At 46.7% G+C, this 18,341-nt stretch carries 7 protein-coding genes; 4 read left to right on the top strand and 3 right to left on the bottom strand.

Annotated elements, in window-relative coordinates:
• Nucleotides 1-74: 74 nt before the first annotated feature.
• On the top strand, nt 75-1,712 hold the full coding sequence (locus CWB98_RS06510; RefSeq protein WP_138544195.1) for a Na/Pi cotransporter family protein: 1,638 nt from the start codon (nt 75-77) through the stop codon (nt 1,710-1,712).
• Between the two features lie 79 nt (nt 1,713-1,791).
• Here the strand turns inward: CWB98_RS06510 and CWB98_RS06505 are convergent, their stop codons facing one another.
• Entirely contained in the window at nt 1,792-5,838 is a 4,047-nt protein-coding gene (locus tag CWB98_RS06505) for a hypothetical protein (RefSeq protein ID WP_138544112.1), read from the bottom strand.
• A 424-nt stretch (nt 5,839-6,262) separates the two neighbouring features.
• Here CWB98_RS06505 and CWB98_RS06500 point away from each other — a divergent pair, with 424 nt between their 5' ends.
• A complete protein-coding gene (locus CWB98_RS06500) occupies nt 6,263-10,201 on the top strand; it encodes a non-ribosomal peptide synthetase (protein WP_138544111.1) in 3,939 nt (1,312 codons plus the stop codon).
• 218 nt (nt 10,202-10,419) lie between these two features.
• Here the strand turns inward: CWB98_RS06500 and CWB98_RS06495 are convergent, their stop codons facing one another.
• Entirely contained in the window at nt 10,420-12,924 is a 2,505-nt protein-coding gene (locus CWB98_RS06495; RefSeq protein WP_138544110.1) for a serine protease, read from the bottom strand.
• Between the two features lie 462 nt (nt 12,925-13,386).
• On the opposite strand from CWB98_RS06495, the gene CWB98_RS06490 reads away from it, so the two are divergent.
• Nucleotides 13,387-14,559, top strand: coding sequence for a LamG domain-containing protein (locus tag CWB98_RS06490; protein WP_171045597.1), 1,173 nt, complete (start codon nt 13,387-13,389; stop codon nt 14,557-14,559).
• A 315-nt stretch (nt 14,560-14,874) separates the two neighbouring features.
• On the top strand, nt 14,875-16,077 hold the full coding sequence (gene aroQ / locus CWB98_RS06485; protein ID WP_249364626.1) for a gamma subclass chorismate mutase AroQ: 1,203 nt from the start codon (nt 14,875-14,877) through the stop codon (nt 16,075-16,077).
• A 276-nt stretch (nt 16,078-16,353) separates the two neighbouring features.
• Here aroQ and CWB98_RS06480 read toward each other — a convergent pair whose 3' ends face one another.
• On the bottom strand, nt 16,354-18,255 hold the full coding sequence (locus tag CWB98_RS06480) for a S9 family peptidase (protein ID WP_138544108.1): 1,902 nt from the start codon (nt 18,253-18,255) through the stop codon (nt 16,354-16,356).
• Between the last annotated feature and the right edge of the window lie 86 nt (nt 18,256-18,341).

The following is an 18,341-nucleotide window of genomic DNA, read 5'->3' as shown; positions in this document are numbered from 1 at the left end:
CAATCATGGTACTTTTTAGGCGCTATAACAAAGTGGCCTGAATGTACTGTGCCACTGCAATGGGATTGAGTATGATGGATACACTGCAACTAATAGGTAGCTTGCTTGGCGGCCTGGGGATTTTCCTGGTCGCCATCAGCATGATGACAGATGGATTGAAACTCGCTGCCGGCGCGTCGCTGCGTAAAGTGCTGGCAACCTGGACTCAAACCCCGCAACGCGGCATTGCCTCGGGTTTTTGCATGACAGCACTGGTGCAATCGTCAAGTGCGGTAACCGTTGCCTCGCTGGGCTTTGTTAATGCGGGCCTGATCACCATGCATCAGGCGCTGGGCATAGTGTATGGTGCCAATGTCGGCACAACCATCACTGGCTGGCTGGTTGCCGCGATTGGCTTTAAATTCAATATTCAGGCCATTGCTCTGCCGCTGATTGGCATAGGTGCACTGATGAAGTTATTACGCCCGCAATCCCGACTGGCATCAGCAGGTCTGGCGCTGGTTGGCTTTGGTCTGTTTTTCATTGGCATCGACATACTCAAAGGCGCGTTTGAACATGTCGTCGCCGCTTTTGATTTAAGCCAATTCACCGCCGCGGGGCTGACTGGCATGCTGACATTTTTACTGGTTGGTATTGTCATGACCACCCTGACTCAGTCATCCAGCGCGTCCATCGCACTAACAATTACGGCAGCAGCCAGTGGCATGATTGGCCTGTATGCGGCCGGCGCCATGGTAATCGGAGCCAATATCGGCACTACCTCTACCTCAATGCTCGCTGCCATTGGCGCCACATCCAACGCCAAGCGCGTCGCCGCGGCACAAATTATATTTAACGCGCTGACCGCTGCGGTGGCCTTTGCCATTTTACCTGTGCTGTTTTATCTGATCACCGAGATCACTGGCTTTTTCAATCTGACCGCCGATCCGGCGCTGTCACTGGCGCTGTTCCATACTCTGTTTAACGTGCTGGGCGTGCTGCTGATCTTTCCACTCAATAACCGCCTGGCAGGCTTTTTAATGAAGCGCTTTTGCAGCGCCGAAGAAACCGCCTCCCGGCCACGGTTTTTGGATAAAACCATTGCACAAACCCCCGCCCTGGCAACCAACGCACTGTTGCTCGAAACCAAGTTAGTTGCCGATAAAATACTGGCGCAGTATGAAAAGTCCCGTCAACCTCTGGACAGCCTGGCCATTGAACAAGCAATCCAGACCATTCAGAAGCTCTGTCAGCATATTGGCAACTTTATTGTCACCGTGGAGCAGTCAGCCCTCTCAAAGGAGACCACTGATCTGCTCGCAAAGCTGATGCGCGTTGAGCACTACCTGTTTACCTGCAGTCACTGTATTGAAAAGCTCGCTCATCTGCAGCCACAAAAACAATTGGCCGAACACCCTGAATTACACGCCCAGCTCCAGGAATATCAGTCGCAACTGGGGTATTTTATGAAAACCAGTCTGGCAGCCGAGGTGGTGAGTGAAAGCATGTTAGACGCCCAACTTAATCAACTACAACAACTCCATGACGACGTTAAAGACGATCTCATCCTTGCCGGAACCAATGCAACCCTGCCGATAGACAATATGGTCATAAATATCAATGGCCTGTCTGATATGTGGCAGCTGACACAGCAATGGCAAAAAGCTATGTTACTGATATATCTGATTGATGCTCAGCTGAGCCCCGACACTCGACATAGTAGCACAACATAGGGGAATGGTTTTTAATGTAAAGGGTTGATAAAGCCGGATAATTCCGGCTTTATCAGTAAGATGAAATGATACCGCCTGATTAAATCCGCCGATACCTTAACAACTTTTGTGTTGAGATATCACACTGTTCATTTTGCGAATATTGGCATACCAGCAACCCTTCCTCACTGACTGAGACCAGTTCAACATAATAGGTCAGTCCGTTGTCGGTGTATTCCAACTTACCTTGTTCATTCAAAATGACCTGATAGACGTTAAAATCAATGTATAGGGAAGTAGACCCCGTATAGTACCCGGGCGTGGACCAGTCATAGACTTTCCCACTATCCGTGTATTCAAACAGTCTAAGCCCAAACAGCATGTAAGGTTCAAAACGTGTCAATTCAGCGATTTCTTTGTGCTCTATCATACGAAAAACAGGGTAGGCATATTCGCCCTCTGAATAGGCTGTTGTCATCACACTATAAAGTCTGCCCGGTGCACTGGCGATGAACTCATGTTTCACACCGCGTTGAAACACACAATGCGAATTATGGCTAGAGCAACTCGGATCCTGCAACCCAGTGTCTTCGTTTCGATAACTTTCCAAAAGCACTTGACCCGGTGAATAGGTTGAATGATAAAGCTCAGTCGATGCACTGCTGTTCACAGTGCCACTTGGATAGAGCTCCAGACCTTCAAGAGCAGTACGCTCAGGACCGCTGACAAACCGCCACGCCCCTTGATATTGACTGACATGTAATGGCTCGTCTTGTTGCTTGATAATAAAGCCGGCGTCTGTCATAAACGGACGATCTTGGCCACCGCGCTTGTAATCAAGGTTGTATCGATATCCGCCTTCGATCGTTTGGGCCATATTCATCTGAAAGTCGATGCTTGTACCCGACATATCAGTAAACAACACACCACCTTCATTTTGTTCCCAGTGGAAAGTCACACTGGCGCTACCGTTATCCTCCCAATTCTGATACCAAGCAGTTCCGTCAGGTTGTAACACAAGCCGGTATGGCTGCAGATGAGAATTGAGCATATCTGAATCATAAGGGTCATGCGAAAACAGGCTGCCAGCATCGCCGTTAACCAGGATCCAGGTACCCACCGGGTTCTCGATACCAACGGGCTTTATTTTTCGCTGATCATGTACAATAGACAGCTGAGTGTAGGTCTCAAAAGCTTGTTGTTCACGACGAGTTTCAATGTGCCAGAGCAATTCTACTTCAGGGCTTTTCCCTGGTTGTAATTCAAACCCAATCAGGTAATGCTCTTCTTTAATCTCATTGCCATTCTCCATAGTGTAGCGTGTATCAACAAGGTAGCCCTCACCCAGAACAGCTGTTAATCCATCGTCCTTTGACTGCCAATCAAAGTCATTGGGGTAAAGGCCGCCTGAGGTGAGTCTACCTTTCCCTGATGCCTGGATATCAAATTGGAGGGTTCTTGGTGCATAATATCGGTTATCCAGCAGGTTGAACTCTCCAAGAAAGCCATTGTCCTTGATAAATTTCGCCTTTATTTCGCATATACGCGGCGCACTGTTTACATAGTATGCCTTATTCGCCTCGTCATAAAACCCGCCACATCCACTGATCTCTGCAATAACATAGCCCTCATCCGGCTCAACACTTAGAGCAAAGTTGTCCAGGTACCTCAGTTCACCGTGAGCAACAAGCTGGCCTTGCCCCTCAATGTCTATATCCAGCTGTATTACAGGGGCAACATTCAAGTACCTATTTGTATTCGTATCGTTGCAAACACCATTAAACTGACGAACGCACACGTCAAACTCATTGGCAGACGCCATCCTAATGTTCAGTATGAATCTTTCGCTGCTTTGTATATCAGTCAATATAACTGACTGCCCCAACCTTTGTGCTGTGTATGTGCGGTCATTGTACGCAACAGTAGGAACGCAAAACGCACTTTGCGAGCAATCATACCAACTGCGAAACTTCACAGAGCTGCCAGTTTCCAGGCCATACAACATAATATCACTAGACTGCACAAATGGATCCAGTGCAGTTTGCATATCTGCCTGGTTCAAGGCATATACTTCTAGCTTGTATCTGGGGACATCACTGTGCATCGACCAGGGCATATTGGAGTATGCACTGCGAACCAATATTTTGTTTTGCCAGGTCGCAAGCAGCTCGTATTCAGCCGACGTTTTGAGCACACAAGATGGATGAGAAACATCACATTCTGACACCCATGCTCCAAACCAATGATATTCCTTAACGCTTACTTTACCCTCAGAAAGCGACCACAGCTTAGGAGCAGACAGACCCTCGACAACGGTGTTATCTGCTAAAAAGTTGTATTGGTTATAATTATGAAACTGGTTAGCCTGTTGCCACTGACTGGAAAAATCACTTTGGTCAAAGCTCACCTCTTGCGGTTTAACAAACAGAGTGTGATTTAGCGGGGTTTTGTCTCCCCACAAAGGCGCTGAAGTGAATGTGCCGGATGCCGCAAATCTCAGTCCATACGCGGCCTGTCGCAGTAACGATAGTCGCACCGACTCCACACCATCAGAAATAATCAACTCATTATCAGCGAATTGCCAATGCCATATTTTGTTTGTAGCAACTTGTATGGCTTGCCCATCTGCAGAAAACTCAAACTGGATAGGCTGGCTCATATCGTGCGAAAAGCCAAAGTGCTGAATGTACCATGTTCCAGTCAGGGCCGAACTCGGCAGTTCAGGTAGTTCACTCTCCGGTATTAGCTGGCTGTATGCTTCTACCTTGATATTCTTCTCGTCATCCGAGTAGCTAAATGCCATCGTATAGTCGAACTCAGAAACGACTTCGGTGTAAGGGCCGCGATCATTGAGCATTGTCAGCGTAAAGCTATTTAAAGAAAAAGTAGCCCAATCCTGCTGACCGATCTGGGGTGATGTTCCCAATGTGAGCTCAACCTTTTTCCCTTCTTGTTTCCAACTAAAAGGGACCTCCTGCCAAGCATATAATATACCCGTTCCATCTGCGTTAAATGTCAAACGAACAAGCAAACCATCGAAAACATCGGGGTTAAAAAGATAGTAAACCCCTTTCAACTTGTGTTTTGAGCCCGAGGTAAGCATCGGATCGCCAAAGAGAGCTGTTTTTATCTGTGCTACCAAAGATTCGTCATTCGCTGAGATCTCAGAGTATAGACGCTCGTTAATGAATGTATTTTCAGCTAAGGCCAAAGTAGAGCTCATGTTGTCTGGCAGTAACGTCATGTCGTGATCAACAATGACCTTTAACAGGGTAGCCAGCTGATACTTTTTATTCGTATCGATATTTTTCTTAGCTGCCCGAAACTGTTCTGCTGAGTCTAACGCACCTTTCATAGCTTGCAATTGCGCAAATTCTGCTGTAGTGACATTGGTTACGTTTACATCAGACAACTCACTGAATTCGAGTAATGCGTCATTACCCGCAGCTTGGATCAGGCTCGCCAACGTATCCATTTGCGAAATAAACTGAACTTTTTCCTGAGCTCCGACACCTGTTGCGCTAAGTCGTACTAGTGCCTGTTCACTGGCCTCATCAGCTCTGACTTCCAGATGATAAACCCCCTCCTGATTGGCCTGAGTTTCAAACCGTTCATCACCTACCTGAGCCACTACATGCGCATTCGCTATGGGTTTATCCGTTACCATCCCGGTTATATTCAGTACTCGCTCATTACGCAGGAACATGACAGTGTGCTCTGCCTGACTGACAGCCCCGGAAGCTCCTGTCACAGTCGCTGTGAACGTGACATTCGTATCATTGCGGATATCAGGTGATGTGACCTTAAGCTCAGCACTATCAATTCCATCCAGTTTCACATCAAGCTCAGAGCTTGCCTGCCAGTGATACTGAATTGCTTGGTCAAACTCATCACTTGCCTTGACAGACAAAACGATCGTCTTACGTTCTTGAGTCTGCTCTACTCCTGAGATACTGATTTCAGGTAGCTCATTGCCAGAGGTCCCCACAGTGCCTGAGTTACTCATATCCTGGCCTGAATCAGGTTGCACCACTTCCGTACTACCAGATTCTTCTGGCACAGTCGGTGTTGCATCACCTCCTCCACCACAACCAGAGGTCAGGACCAAAAGCCCAAACCACAGCCATTTTAACCTGAGTTTAATCAATGCAGTTCTCCGCTAAATAATAATCTGAAGAGGTAACAGGATACCAAATCCACAGATCTCAACTTTTGTAAATGCGCGGATTCTACGCATTACCTATCCCAATCTCAATGACGTTTTATTAGTCTCTTGCTCAACAAATCACCAAAGACACAAAAAAGAATAAAATCAATAAAATAACTCAGTAAATGAATGTAAATGTAGACTACCTGTGGAAGCCAACTCGGTGTATTTAATGTGCTTATTGACCATAAATGAACATCAGAACAGACCCCCTCATAGCTGTATAATATTATTCATTTGCAAATGTTGTAATTTCAGGGCCAAATAGCGCAGACAACATCATTTTAACATCCTGTCTGTACCCTATAAATACACTGACGGCGCTTACCCTCGTCTTTTACACTGAACAAAACGGAGTTATACAGTGGACAGCCATACAAACCTGTTACCCTTGCACCCTTCTCAGGAAAACATTTACCTCGATCAACTGCTTTATCCGGATGAACCATCATATAATGTCGCTTGTTATCAGAAGCTGACATATGATTTGGACTTCTCAACAATGCAACTATGCTGGCAACTGTTACACAAGCACTTGGATGCACTTAGAATAGAAATCATAGAACAACCGGATGGTCTTCCTAAGCAGCGCATAGCAGATGATAAGCGAGTCGCACTCGCCTTCGAAGATTTTTCTCATCTTGGCTCTCCGGAGCAACAAGCACTGGATTGGATCCGCCAACGTAATGCTCGACCCATGTCGTTAATGAACAATAATACCTCTGAAGCTTGCCTGCTCAAACTGGGCGAGCAGAACTGCTTTTTGTTCGTACAATTTCATCACTTCATAATTGACGGTATGGGAGGGTATCGGCTGGTAGAATATTGGCACAAGCTTTATCATTGCCTGACACAGAACCAAAGTATAGATTGGTTACATGACATTCCGCAATATCATAGCAGCGTTCTAAATGCTCACAGATACCTTAGTAGCCGACGGTACACTAAGGATCAGGAATATTGGAAAAAGCAATTTTCTGGAAGGAGTGTCATGCGTTTACCCGCCTACTATACACAATCTGGTAGCGGTGAAATTAATCTGCCCTTAAGTCCCGATTTAAACCAGCAAATGCAGAAGCTAGCTCAAAACCATAACCTGAGTCCATTGGCTGTCATGAGTGCGGCACTCTCTATTTTACTGGCACAAATGACTGATAACGACAAAGTTGACCTCGGCATTGCTGTACATGGGCGTAGCACAAAAAGTGAAAAGCAAATCGTTGGCATGTTCGCGCAGACAACCTGTATCACGTGTGAGACAAACAGCCAGCTTTCATTTATGGCACTCGCTGAACAGGCTTCTCAGGCACTGGCAAGTGCATTTCGACACCACAAATACCCTTCTTCTCATCTGGCACGGTTACTTGAGCTCACTACAGAGCGACTGGCCGACGTGATCATTGGCTACGAGCACTATGACCACGAAAATCTGGAGCAGGATACCAAAGCTCAGTCCTTTTTATTAAGCAACCAACAACAAGCCCAGCCGCTTGCAGTACGCCTGCTTGACTTCGACTTCAATGATAACTTGATCCTTAAAGTCATTTATTCCAGAGCGTACTTGTCAGCAAAAGAAGCAAAACAGTTTTCAAAACGTCTGCTTGCGATAATGGAATTTGGCACACACGCCTCTCATCTGAGTGCCGTTGAGCTGCTCGGAAAATTAACTGATGAACAGCAGCTGCCGGCTGACAAACAAACTTTGTGCCCAGTCCGAAATAACAATCAGGACACGTTGCATGGCTTGTTTGAGCAACAGGCGCAGCAAACCCCAGACGATATTGCGGTAGTATATCAGCAGGACAGGCTGAGCTACAGAGCGCTTGATGAAAGGGCCAATCGCCTGGCACGCGCGATAAGGCAAGAGGTGAACTTAGATACACAATCATGCCCTCAGCCTGGTTTTCTGGTTGCCTTGTATTATGAACCATGTATTGAAATGGTCATCGCTAAACTCGCAGTATTGAAGGCTGGCGGCGCCTATGTTCCAATCTCACCAAGGAACCCTCATACACGTTCCGTTCATATTATAAAAGACACAGAATCTAAGTTGGTACTTACACACAAATTGTTGTGCGACGCACTCTCAAACATTATTCAGACGCTCCCTTCGCCACCGTTAATACTCACCACGGATTGTGCGCAAAAACATTCAGCAACACCGCTGCCGTCATATAGTAAACATACTGATCTTGCTTATGTAATATATACCTCAGGGACCAGCGGTAAGCCTAAAGGGGTGATGATTGAACACGCCAGTATCGTGTACTCAACGCAGTACAGAGTCTCCTCGTATGGTCAATACCAAGCATTTTTACTTGTCTCCCAGTACGCGTTCGACAGTGCCATCGCAGGGATATTTGGAACCTTGTGTAGTGGAGGTATGCTCGTGATTAGTCCAAATCACAATCCTGCCACAGTACAAGTTCTGCTGCATGAGCACCATATAACCCATACACTGATGACACCGTCACTTTATCAGGTACTCATTGAAAGTATCGCCGAAATTGCGCCACTGTTACACATACAGGCAGTTATACTTGCTGGCGAAACGCTCAGTATAGACATTCACCAACAACATCAGACACTGTTACCTAATGTTGCACTATACAATGAGTATGGCCCCACCGAAAACAGCGTCTGGACCAGCATGCACCGATGCGATAAGCACTATCAAATTTGCCCGGGAAATATCGGAAAGCCGCTAGCTCATTGTAGTATTTATGTGCTGGATCGCCACGGGTATCCTGTGCTGACAGGTAGCCCCGGTGAGTTACACATAAGCGGTCCAGGACTGGCCAGAGGCTACCTAGGACAACCAGAGCTAACTGCGCAACGGTTTATCGAGAATCCTTTTTATGCCGGCTTGCCTGACGCCACTGTAACACCCCGTCTATATAAAACAGGAGACTGGGTCAGACAGTTACCCTCAGGCGAGTTAATTTATCTACACAGAAAAGACAGCCAACTTAAAATTCGTGGTCATCGTATTGAGCTCGGTGAAATAGAACGCGTCATGTGTGATATAGAAGGAGTAAAGCAAGCCGTTGTCATCACATGGGGAAACTCGTGCAACCCTCAACTGGCAGCCTATGTTGTCGTTCATCCGGGTCAGACTTTTTGCTCAACGGATTTAGCGCTAAAAATGCAGGCTTCGCTCCCGATGTACATGCTCCCACATAGCTATACACAGTTAACAGGCATACCACTGACCATCAATGGCAAAGTTGACCTGACTGCGTTACCTGAACCAACTTCTGATACAGGTAAATCTTACGTGGCACCGGTTAGCTCGCTGGAACGAACTCTGGCTTTACTTTGGCAAGACATCCTGCAACGCGATCGGATCGGGCTTACCGACAATTTTTTGTCTCTGGGTGGCAGCTCCCTATCGTTGATCCAACTCAGCGCCCGAATCAGAAAGACTTTTCAGGTCGAGTTGAGCGTTATGATGCTATTCAACAACAGTACACTGACTGAAATGGCAAAACTGATAAGAACTGCGACCTCAGATAATCCCGGTGAGGTGAGCGATTACCTTCATCTGCTAAGTGACGATAACAAAGCTGAAATTGCGTTGATCTGTTTGCCCTATGCCGGCGCTGATGGCCTTATATACAGGCCGCTGACAGGGCAACTGCCACCGTCGATAGCCCTTTACACTTTGTCCTACCCCGAGGCTTCCAGTGAAGACTATCAGGACTACTTTGCACAGTGTATTCTTGATATTCAGGCACGCATATCATTGCCAATAGTGGTGATGGGGCACTGCCTCGGCGGTGCCGTTGCTATGCTGTTAACACAGGCCATGATAGCGAAGAACATAGACGTTAATGCGCTGATCGTTAACGCTTTTACTTTGTCTGAACAAGATTTACCCGAAACAGATACGGACGCTGAGAACGGGCTTCCTCTGGACCACGACACCATTAAGGGCCTGCTGCTCAGTGCAGGGCTGCAAACTAATCAACACCCATTTACAAATGAACAATGGGATAGCATCATCCAGCGCTTTCGTCGCGATGCCCAGTTGGCCGAATGGTGCCGCCGTGTGTATTTGTCGCACTACCTGAATAACAGATTAACCTTGCCTGTTTTCAACATATTGGCAAAAGATGACCCCTTAACTGAGGGCTATTTGGATAACAATTCAATCTGGAAGCAATTTGCCGATGATTATCATATAGTTGAACTAGAGCAAGGTGGGCATTACTTCATCAATGAACCAGACCTCGGCTTCGTAGAAAAGTTACAGAATATTTGTCAACTCACCTCAGAGCAGACGATAAGCCCAACCATCTAGCTGTTCAGAGGCTGCAGAGTGACTATTGGCTTTGATTACTAGCGCAGTAAAAGTCCAGTTGTAATAGACAAGAGCTTGCAATTATGGCTCTGACTGTATGGTACATCGCTTACGCACTTTGTCTGAAACAGCACAGAGCTGCCATAAAAAACACCGCCATCATATGCAGGATGGCGGTGTTTGCATACTATGCTGGGGAAAATATACTCCCTTGCAAGCTACTTCTTTACACGACGGGTGAACAACACCAAAGACATTAGCATAAGTGCAAAAGCGCCTACCGAACCACTGTCTTTTTCTGGCTGATTAACTTTCACTGTGATGTTTTCCGTTGATGATGCACCGAAAGAATCCGTAACGGTAACTGCAAATTCAAGCACTTCGTTCTGATTAACTGAAGGTGCCGTGACGCTCAGTTGTGCATTACTGCTCGATACACTGACATTTTTACCTGATACCTGCTCCCAGCGATATGTTAACTCGTCCCCTTCAGGATCGACCGTAGCTGCGTTAAGTACAATATTCTGTCCCGGTGCAACAAAGTTAGACTCGGCTGTTAATGTGATCTGCGGCGCTTGGTTTTCAACAAATGCAACAGCAACGCGGCGTCTGGACTCAGCACCCAGCGCATCTTCGACAACGAGTTCATAGATAAAAGTTTTCCCAATATTGGCTTTATCAGCCTTGAGCTTCACAATGGCTGTCTCACCAACGTTGATTGGCTCACCCCCTGTGCGTCTCAACCAAGTGTAAGTTAGGGTATCGCCTTCAGGATCAGTCGTACCGCTTGCATCTAAGGTAAACTCAAGCCCACCTCTTACATCGAATTTCGCTTGTGCTACGTTAAGTACAGGCTGCTTGTTTTCATCAATAACTACGGTAATACTTTGTTTTGAGGTCGCACCATACTGATCGGTGGCGGTTACTTGATAAGTGCGAGTCTGCGTCTCACTTACAACTGGCGCGATAGCCTTAAACACTTCGTCTGTACTCAATACACTGTCTGGTGCGGTCGTGTCAGTCCAGGTCAGGGTATAGCTATGCCCCTCAGGGTCCACTGTCCCAGTTGCATTAAAGTCCATGCTCATCCCACTTCTTACCCTGAAACTGGTTTGTGCCAGTTTGATAGACGGGCTCAGGTTTTCACGCATTTTGACATTGAATGCTTTAAGCGCCACATTATCGTTACCTGAGCTAACGATAGAATCTTTAATGTACTCAAATACGACTGTGTTAAGACCTTCATCTAGGTCAAAAGACGCTTTCTCAAATTCAACGTATTCACCAGACTTCTCCAAGACTCTCTTTCCGTTAAGATAGACATTGAAAAAATCATAACCATACTCCGACGACAATAGGTATTCAAAATCAATACCTAATGCTAATCCATGGTCAATTTCGGCCATCAAGATTGACTTTTGAAACGACTCAGTCAAGTCGGGGTTTTCTTCTTGGTCTGTAATGTCACCACTGACTAAAAGTGGTATTTTGATGTCCCCCTCAGCAACGTATTCGTCTAGCAACCAAGGTACATCACCGCCACTGTACCACTCAATAGTGGGTTCAGAAGACATATGTGCATTAACATCGGCATCGCTTGCTGGTACTTTCATGTAATTAAAGGTGCTGCTTCGCGATGGAATATCCTGGCTTGCCAGCTCCGCGACCAATGTGAACTGACCTTCTTCAGTGCTGTCCGATGCCATTATAGACACACTACATTGCTGGCCTGGTTCTACCAACTCTGTTGTGCAATTTTCTGATCCAATAAACACTCCGGCAGAATGGTCAGTGAGCTGAAAACCGGTAATTTGCACAGGGCTCTGCGACATGTTTCTTAAGCTAACTGACACTGAAGCATCCGGTTTATCCGCTATCATTGTCTGAGCTGATCCAAGCCCTACATATTGCTGGTTCCGGCCTACCCAACTATTTAGTACTGCTACATCAGCGTATACACCCGGCTTATTTGGAGCAGCACACCCTTCGCCCCAGCTGACGACTCCCACCTGAATCCACTGATTGTTGCGGTTAACGATGAGCGGACCGCCACTATCACCCTGACAGGAATCTTTGCCACCTTCATCAAATCCGGCACAAATCATACTCTCAGAAATACCGCCATTATAATGCTGGGCGTCATTACATATCTCGTTTGAGATATAAGCGACATCCACTTCATGCAATTGCTCTGGCGACGGGCCGCCAGAGTGCAAGGCTCCCCAGCCCATTACTTTAAAATTCTCGCCTACGACATAACTTTCTTTCAGCGCATCATCAGCCAGCTGGATCGGCTCGATCCCCTGAACTGGATTCTCAAGGGTCAGTATCGCAATGTCATTGTTGTAAGTGTAAGTATCGCGATACTGCTCATGCATCACAATATCGATAACTTGATAGGTCTGCCATTGGCCATCAACTGTGAGGTCATGACCTCCAAATTTGACTGTAAAATTCTCGGTACTCCAATACTCAACACAGTGTGCTGCAGTTAGTACTTTATTTGGCGCGATTAAAGATGAACCACAGTGATGACCACCATAAAGCTGCAAACTGCCCATAAAAGGGTAAGCAAATGGTGTTGTTTCCCCACCGCCGACGATCCGAATATCATTGTTTGCACCACGCTGTTGGAGAGGCTGTTTTTCCTTATCAGCAGCAACCCCACTAAATGTTGCTGACGCTAACGTGACTAGGAGTACTTTTTTGATTATCGATTCCATGCAAGTTTTCCTGTTTTCCTGAATTGAAACTTCTTATTACTTAAAGTCTATCTTTAGACAAACTATCATAAAAAGTCCCTAAATCTAACACAAAATGCATCCCCGTATCTAGCCAGCTTAAAAAACACCCACTACATCGACCATACTCGCAACCCACGATTGAAAACGACAGACTTTAACTCGTATCAACTTCACCTCGTTAGGTATAACTCTCTACCATTGACTCAACTTTTTGCTCTCATTCAGCAAACAGTGTAAATGGCATCACGGCAGACACGACCAGAAACTTTATGTCAAAACGCGAAAGTTGAGCTTTTCATGTTATTATTTTGCTTCACTTTGTATACCTCAAGCTACCAAAATGAGTCTCGTAAAACTTCTAATGGGTATACAGCCCTATGCAACAGGGTTACTCAGTTAACCGTGACGGGTACTTTCTCATTAATTAAAGGAATAGATAAAATGCAACAAATCACACGACATCTGTGTTTAGTGTTACTGTTTATGGCCAATAGTGCACTGGCCAATGTGAGCTCAAGTGGGCTCGTCGCCTACTGGCCAGGTACGACTGGGAACGACGCCTCAGTTAACAATCACTACGCCTATCTGCAAGGTGGTAGCGCTTTTCAGGCTGGTAAATATGGCATGGGCTTCTATTTTGACGGTGTAAACGGCCACGTCAGAATCGAAGACAGTGATGCCTGGCACTTTGCAGACCATGACTTTACGATCAGCTTTTGGCTTAACCCTTATGCCTATAATTCAGAGTACACGCGTGTTTTAACGCAGTGGCAGTGGAACGGAGGAAGCAACCGAGCCTGGGAAATGTATATCCACAATAGCAAGCTGACGTTTTCTGCCAAAGGTGCCTTTAGCCTGACATCCAATCGCGCCATTGCACTGAATCAATGGCAGCTCATTACGCTTGTTCGTGAAAATGGCGTCGCAACGCTTTACATCGATGGCGTTGCAGATACCAGCGTGACTAACGCAGGCGCAATGATGAATAACTCAGCAACCGCTCTGCTAATGGGGGCGGTTATGGACAGAGATGGTGTCACCGCACATGCTGGCGACATGTTCCACGGAAAAATGGATGAAGTACGCGTTTATCATAGAGCGCTAAACGAGACAGAGATTGATTCACTTGCTAACCCATACCCCGCAGACCCTGTTTCATGGCAGCCAGAACCCAATACCACCTCACACTATTATCCAGCGGCATCCAATTGTGATATGGAATATGAAGCTGTAACGCCTATCGCCCATGCTTATCGTGGCAGCTATAAAGTACAACGTGGCAGCACTATGTCCTGCGTTTTACCTGTTAACCCAGGCAAGTTTGTCGAGCGAATAGTGCTGGACCACAACCCTCACGAGATGGCCAGTAAACTATGCCGAGTCGGCTTTATGCATGCTTCCTATGCCACAACTGCACAAAATACGAATGCAATGACACTGACAAAAGACGGTGGGGTCGTAGATGTCTGGGTGTACGAAGACCTGGGCTCGGAAACAGGGTATAACAATGGCCACCCGCATAATGCGCTCGTTTTAACCTGCTATCACGAACCTTTTACTGGCGATTCCTGGATCCGCTATGGCGTGATCCGGGTAGATTACGCCGTCGAGTGATGATATAAACCTGAGCCCAGTCTGGTAGCTGGGCTTTATCCTGATGGACACTTACCATGCATTTCTCAAAGCTTGCAGTCCTTCCCGTTTTATGACGCTTGATTCGACATGATTTTACTCTTTATCTTGCGATTTTGCGCACGGCCCTGTTAAGCGTTATAACAGGCAGTTGGTTGAGATTCCCCATTACATAACATGATATCCATTGAACGACGCAGCATGATCAGGCTTATAGGCTAAAACATGCTTTTCGAGACAGAGAGTAATGGTTTTGCTAGGATGTTGCCCTGCCTGCATAACCACTGGAAAAAGCCTTTGAAATTGCCATTTGTATCTCGCCTGATTGCATTATTAACGTTGCTATTTACGTTTGCTGGTCATGCCGCCCCCGTCTATGTTCAGGCTGGGCCAGGTAGCTTTAATCACGCCGCACTCGATTTACTTGAAAGCCGCCAGAATAGCACCTACCAACGCCAGTACTCCGGCACGCCAGAAAAGACCTATGCCACTGCAATAAAGGAAACGACCTGGGCCTTCAGTGCGTTGGCCAATTCAACCATCGATGGACAGCTGGTCCCGGCCATTGTTAATGCAATGCGCAACTACAAGGTTACCGAACTCGGCGCGGCGGTGCGCATGCCCATTGAAATGTGTGTCTTTGGCGTAGACCAGACAAGTACAATCACACATGCAGCTTCTCACCCTGCCGCCCTGAAACAAATTGGCCTATGGCTTAACACACATCAACTACTAACCATTCCCGTGCCCAAAGGCACCAACGAAGCAGCTCGCTTGCTGGCACAAGGTCAGTTTCAGCAAGGTACTGTGGCTGTGGGCAGTTGCGCACTCAAATCGGTCTACCCTGAGCTGACACTGCGCGAAGTGGGTGTTCAGGACAACGCGGACAATCACACATTATTTGCACTGATGAAGGTAGAAAAAAGGCCTGAGCAAATCAGCGAGGACCAAGCGCGTACAGCTTTGGCACAAGTCGTTAAGCAGGCCAATATACAGGTAAAAACACGGGCCGACTCTGCACAAGTGCTGTTCTCACATATCAATCAGCGCCTCGCTCAGATGCAGAGCGTAGCACTGTTTAAAGCGCACAAACACAGACCCATTGAAGATTTATCTCGAGAAGCCGTGGTACTTTCAAAAGCGCTGGAACAAGCGCGTCAGCAATGCCTGGATACTGCCAGCGTGGAGGCCTTTTTCCAGGCACAAATGGACGCTGCCAAGGCCATTCAGTACAGATACCGAGCGCAATGGCTTGCTGAGGGCGTGCCAGATAAAGACGCTGATCTGGTCCAACTGAGAAACACACTCAATCAGTTAGGTGCAGCCATACTTGAAGTGCTGACTCATCATCTTGCTCAGCACGGCAACCTCACTCCGGAGCTGGGGCCGATATTTAATACAGAGCTGGTTACAGCTAACCTCACCGAAAAGGATAAACGAAAGCTCTACAATGCACTGCAAAGCGTGCGCAGAAGTGAGCATTGTCAGGCTACGGGCTAATACCATTTTTACTTAATATCAGCTCAATTTGAAGGAGCAACTATGATGCTAACGGTGTTAAAAGTTGCTCATTGAGGGCCTAAATCTTAAATACGGGCCACAAATTTTTGCCTCGCCTATGTGAATGTAGGTGCCTCAGCGGTAGCAGGACGCGGAAGCGGTGCTATCTACTCTATTTTCTCGCCTCAAAATAGAACACTTAACGAAGCAAATTGATATATCCTGAAAGCGATTTTATCTTCTACAGGCCCGATTAACGGGCCTGTGAGGGGCTAATTAGAGTGTATCATCCAGCCATTTGAAGAATTCACGCTGCCAGACAATGCCATTTTGTGGTGACAGGACCCAATGGTTTTCTTCCGGGAAGTACAGGAAGCGGCTTTTCAGACCACGCAATTTCGCAGCCTGGAATGCCTGGATCCCTTGCTCCAGCGGTACACGGTAGTCTTTACCGCCGTGGATAACAAACATAGGAGCGTCCCACTTATCTACATAGCTGATTGGATTAAATGCACCGTAAGTTAGATCAGTTGCGGCGTTTTTATCCCAGTATGCACCACCGAATTCGTGATCAACGAAGAACACTTCTTCTGTACTGCCATACATGCTGCGTAAGTCAAAAATACCGCAGTGTGCAATAAATGATTTGAAACGACCCTCGTGATTACCGGCTAAATAAAATGCCGAGTAGCCACCGAAGCTGGCACCCACTGCAGCAATGCGTTTTTTATCTACATAAGACGCTTTTGCTACTTCATCAATGGCATCAAGATAATCCTGCATTACTTTGCCACCCCAGTCCTGGGTGATGTCTTCATTCCATTTAACACCATGACCTGGCATACCACGGCGGTTTGGTGCAACCACAATATAACCTTGTGACGCCATGACCTGAAAATTCCAGCGGAAAGAGTAAAACTGCGACAGCGCAGACTGTGGGCCACCTTGCAGATACAGTAAAGTCGGGTACTTCTTGGATTCATCAAAGTTTGGCGGATAGATAACCCAGGTCAGCATATCCTGGCCATCTTTTGTCTTAACCATCTGCTTTTTAACCGTTGGCAGATCCAGACCCGCATAAAACGCGTCGTTCACTTTGGTCAATGCGGTTAACTTTTCGCTCTTCAGATCAAAGCGATAGATTTCTTTCGCTTTGTTCATGCTATTGCGCGTTACCACTAGCTGCTTATCCAGTGCTGCTACAATGCCGTTAACATCGAACTGACCTTTGGTGAGCTGTTTAATGGCAGGTCTGGCTTTAGGATTGGTGGTCACTGAAACCCGGAATAACTGAATGGTGCCATCGGTTGGCGCCACAAAGTAGATATGCTTGCCGTCGTGACTCCATTTAAAGCTGTTTACTGTGCCATCCCAATGTCTGGTCAGATTAATATCTCTATTGTTAACTCTGACGATGATGTCATTCTTATCCGCTTCATACCCCGGTGTGGTCATTTGTAACCAGGCGAGGTGGCCTTTTGGCGAGAAAGCCGGGTATTTGTCATAACCAGGGTTGTCTTTAGTCAGATTAGTGGTCTTTTGACTGGCCAGATTGTAACGATAAATGTCGGTATTGGTGCTGGCAACATACTCAGCGCCGGTGAGCTTTTTGCTCACATAATAGATATTTTCGCCTTTAGGGCCCCAGATGTAGTCCTTCGCACCGCCAAATGGTGAAGTCGGACTGTCAAAGGGCTTCCCTTTCATGATGTCGACTTTCTGCTCAGTTTTTAAATCCTGATAGAAAACATGCTTATAGCTACCATCTTTCCAGGTGTCCCAGTGACGATAGTTCAAATCGTCAAACACGTAAGCATTTGCCTGAGTGAGCGCTTTGTGCCTGTCGCTTGCCAGTACGGCTTCCACTTCAACCACTTCGTGGAACAACTTTTTACTGCCATCAGGAGAGATTTTGTCATCTGACAACAACCCCTGATAGGCGTCTAAAAGCTGAGAGGCGCCCCCGTTTAACGGCACCTGATAAACTTTGCTGGCAAAATTATTCTGCTCAACACTGGGCATTGTCACTTTATAAATAACATGCGTTTTATCTTTGTTGAGACCCAATGCACTGACACGTTTAACTTGCCAGAGTTTTTCCGGCGTCATCACCTCTTTGGCGGCAACACCGGTCGTTACTGCCAGCCCCAGGCCAGCACATACAAGAATTCGCTTCATCGCGACACACCTCCCAAAATTGAATCCGATGTAGACTACCTAAATAAACAGCAACTTAAAAGGGATAGCGATAAGCGGCACTCGCT

Source organism: Pseudoalteromonas rubra (assembly GCF_005887115.1).
Taxonomy (GTDB): domain Bacteria; phylum Pseudomonadota; class Gammaproteobacteria; order Enterobacterales; family Alteromonadaceae; genus Pseudoalteromonas; species Pseudoalteromonas rubra_F.
This window is presented reverse-complemented; position numbering and strand designations above follow the sequence as displayed.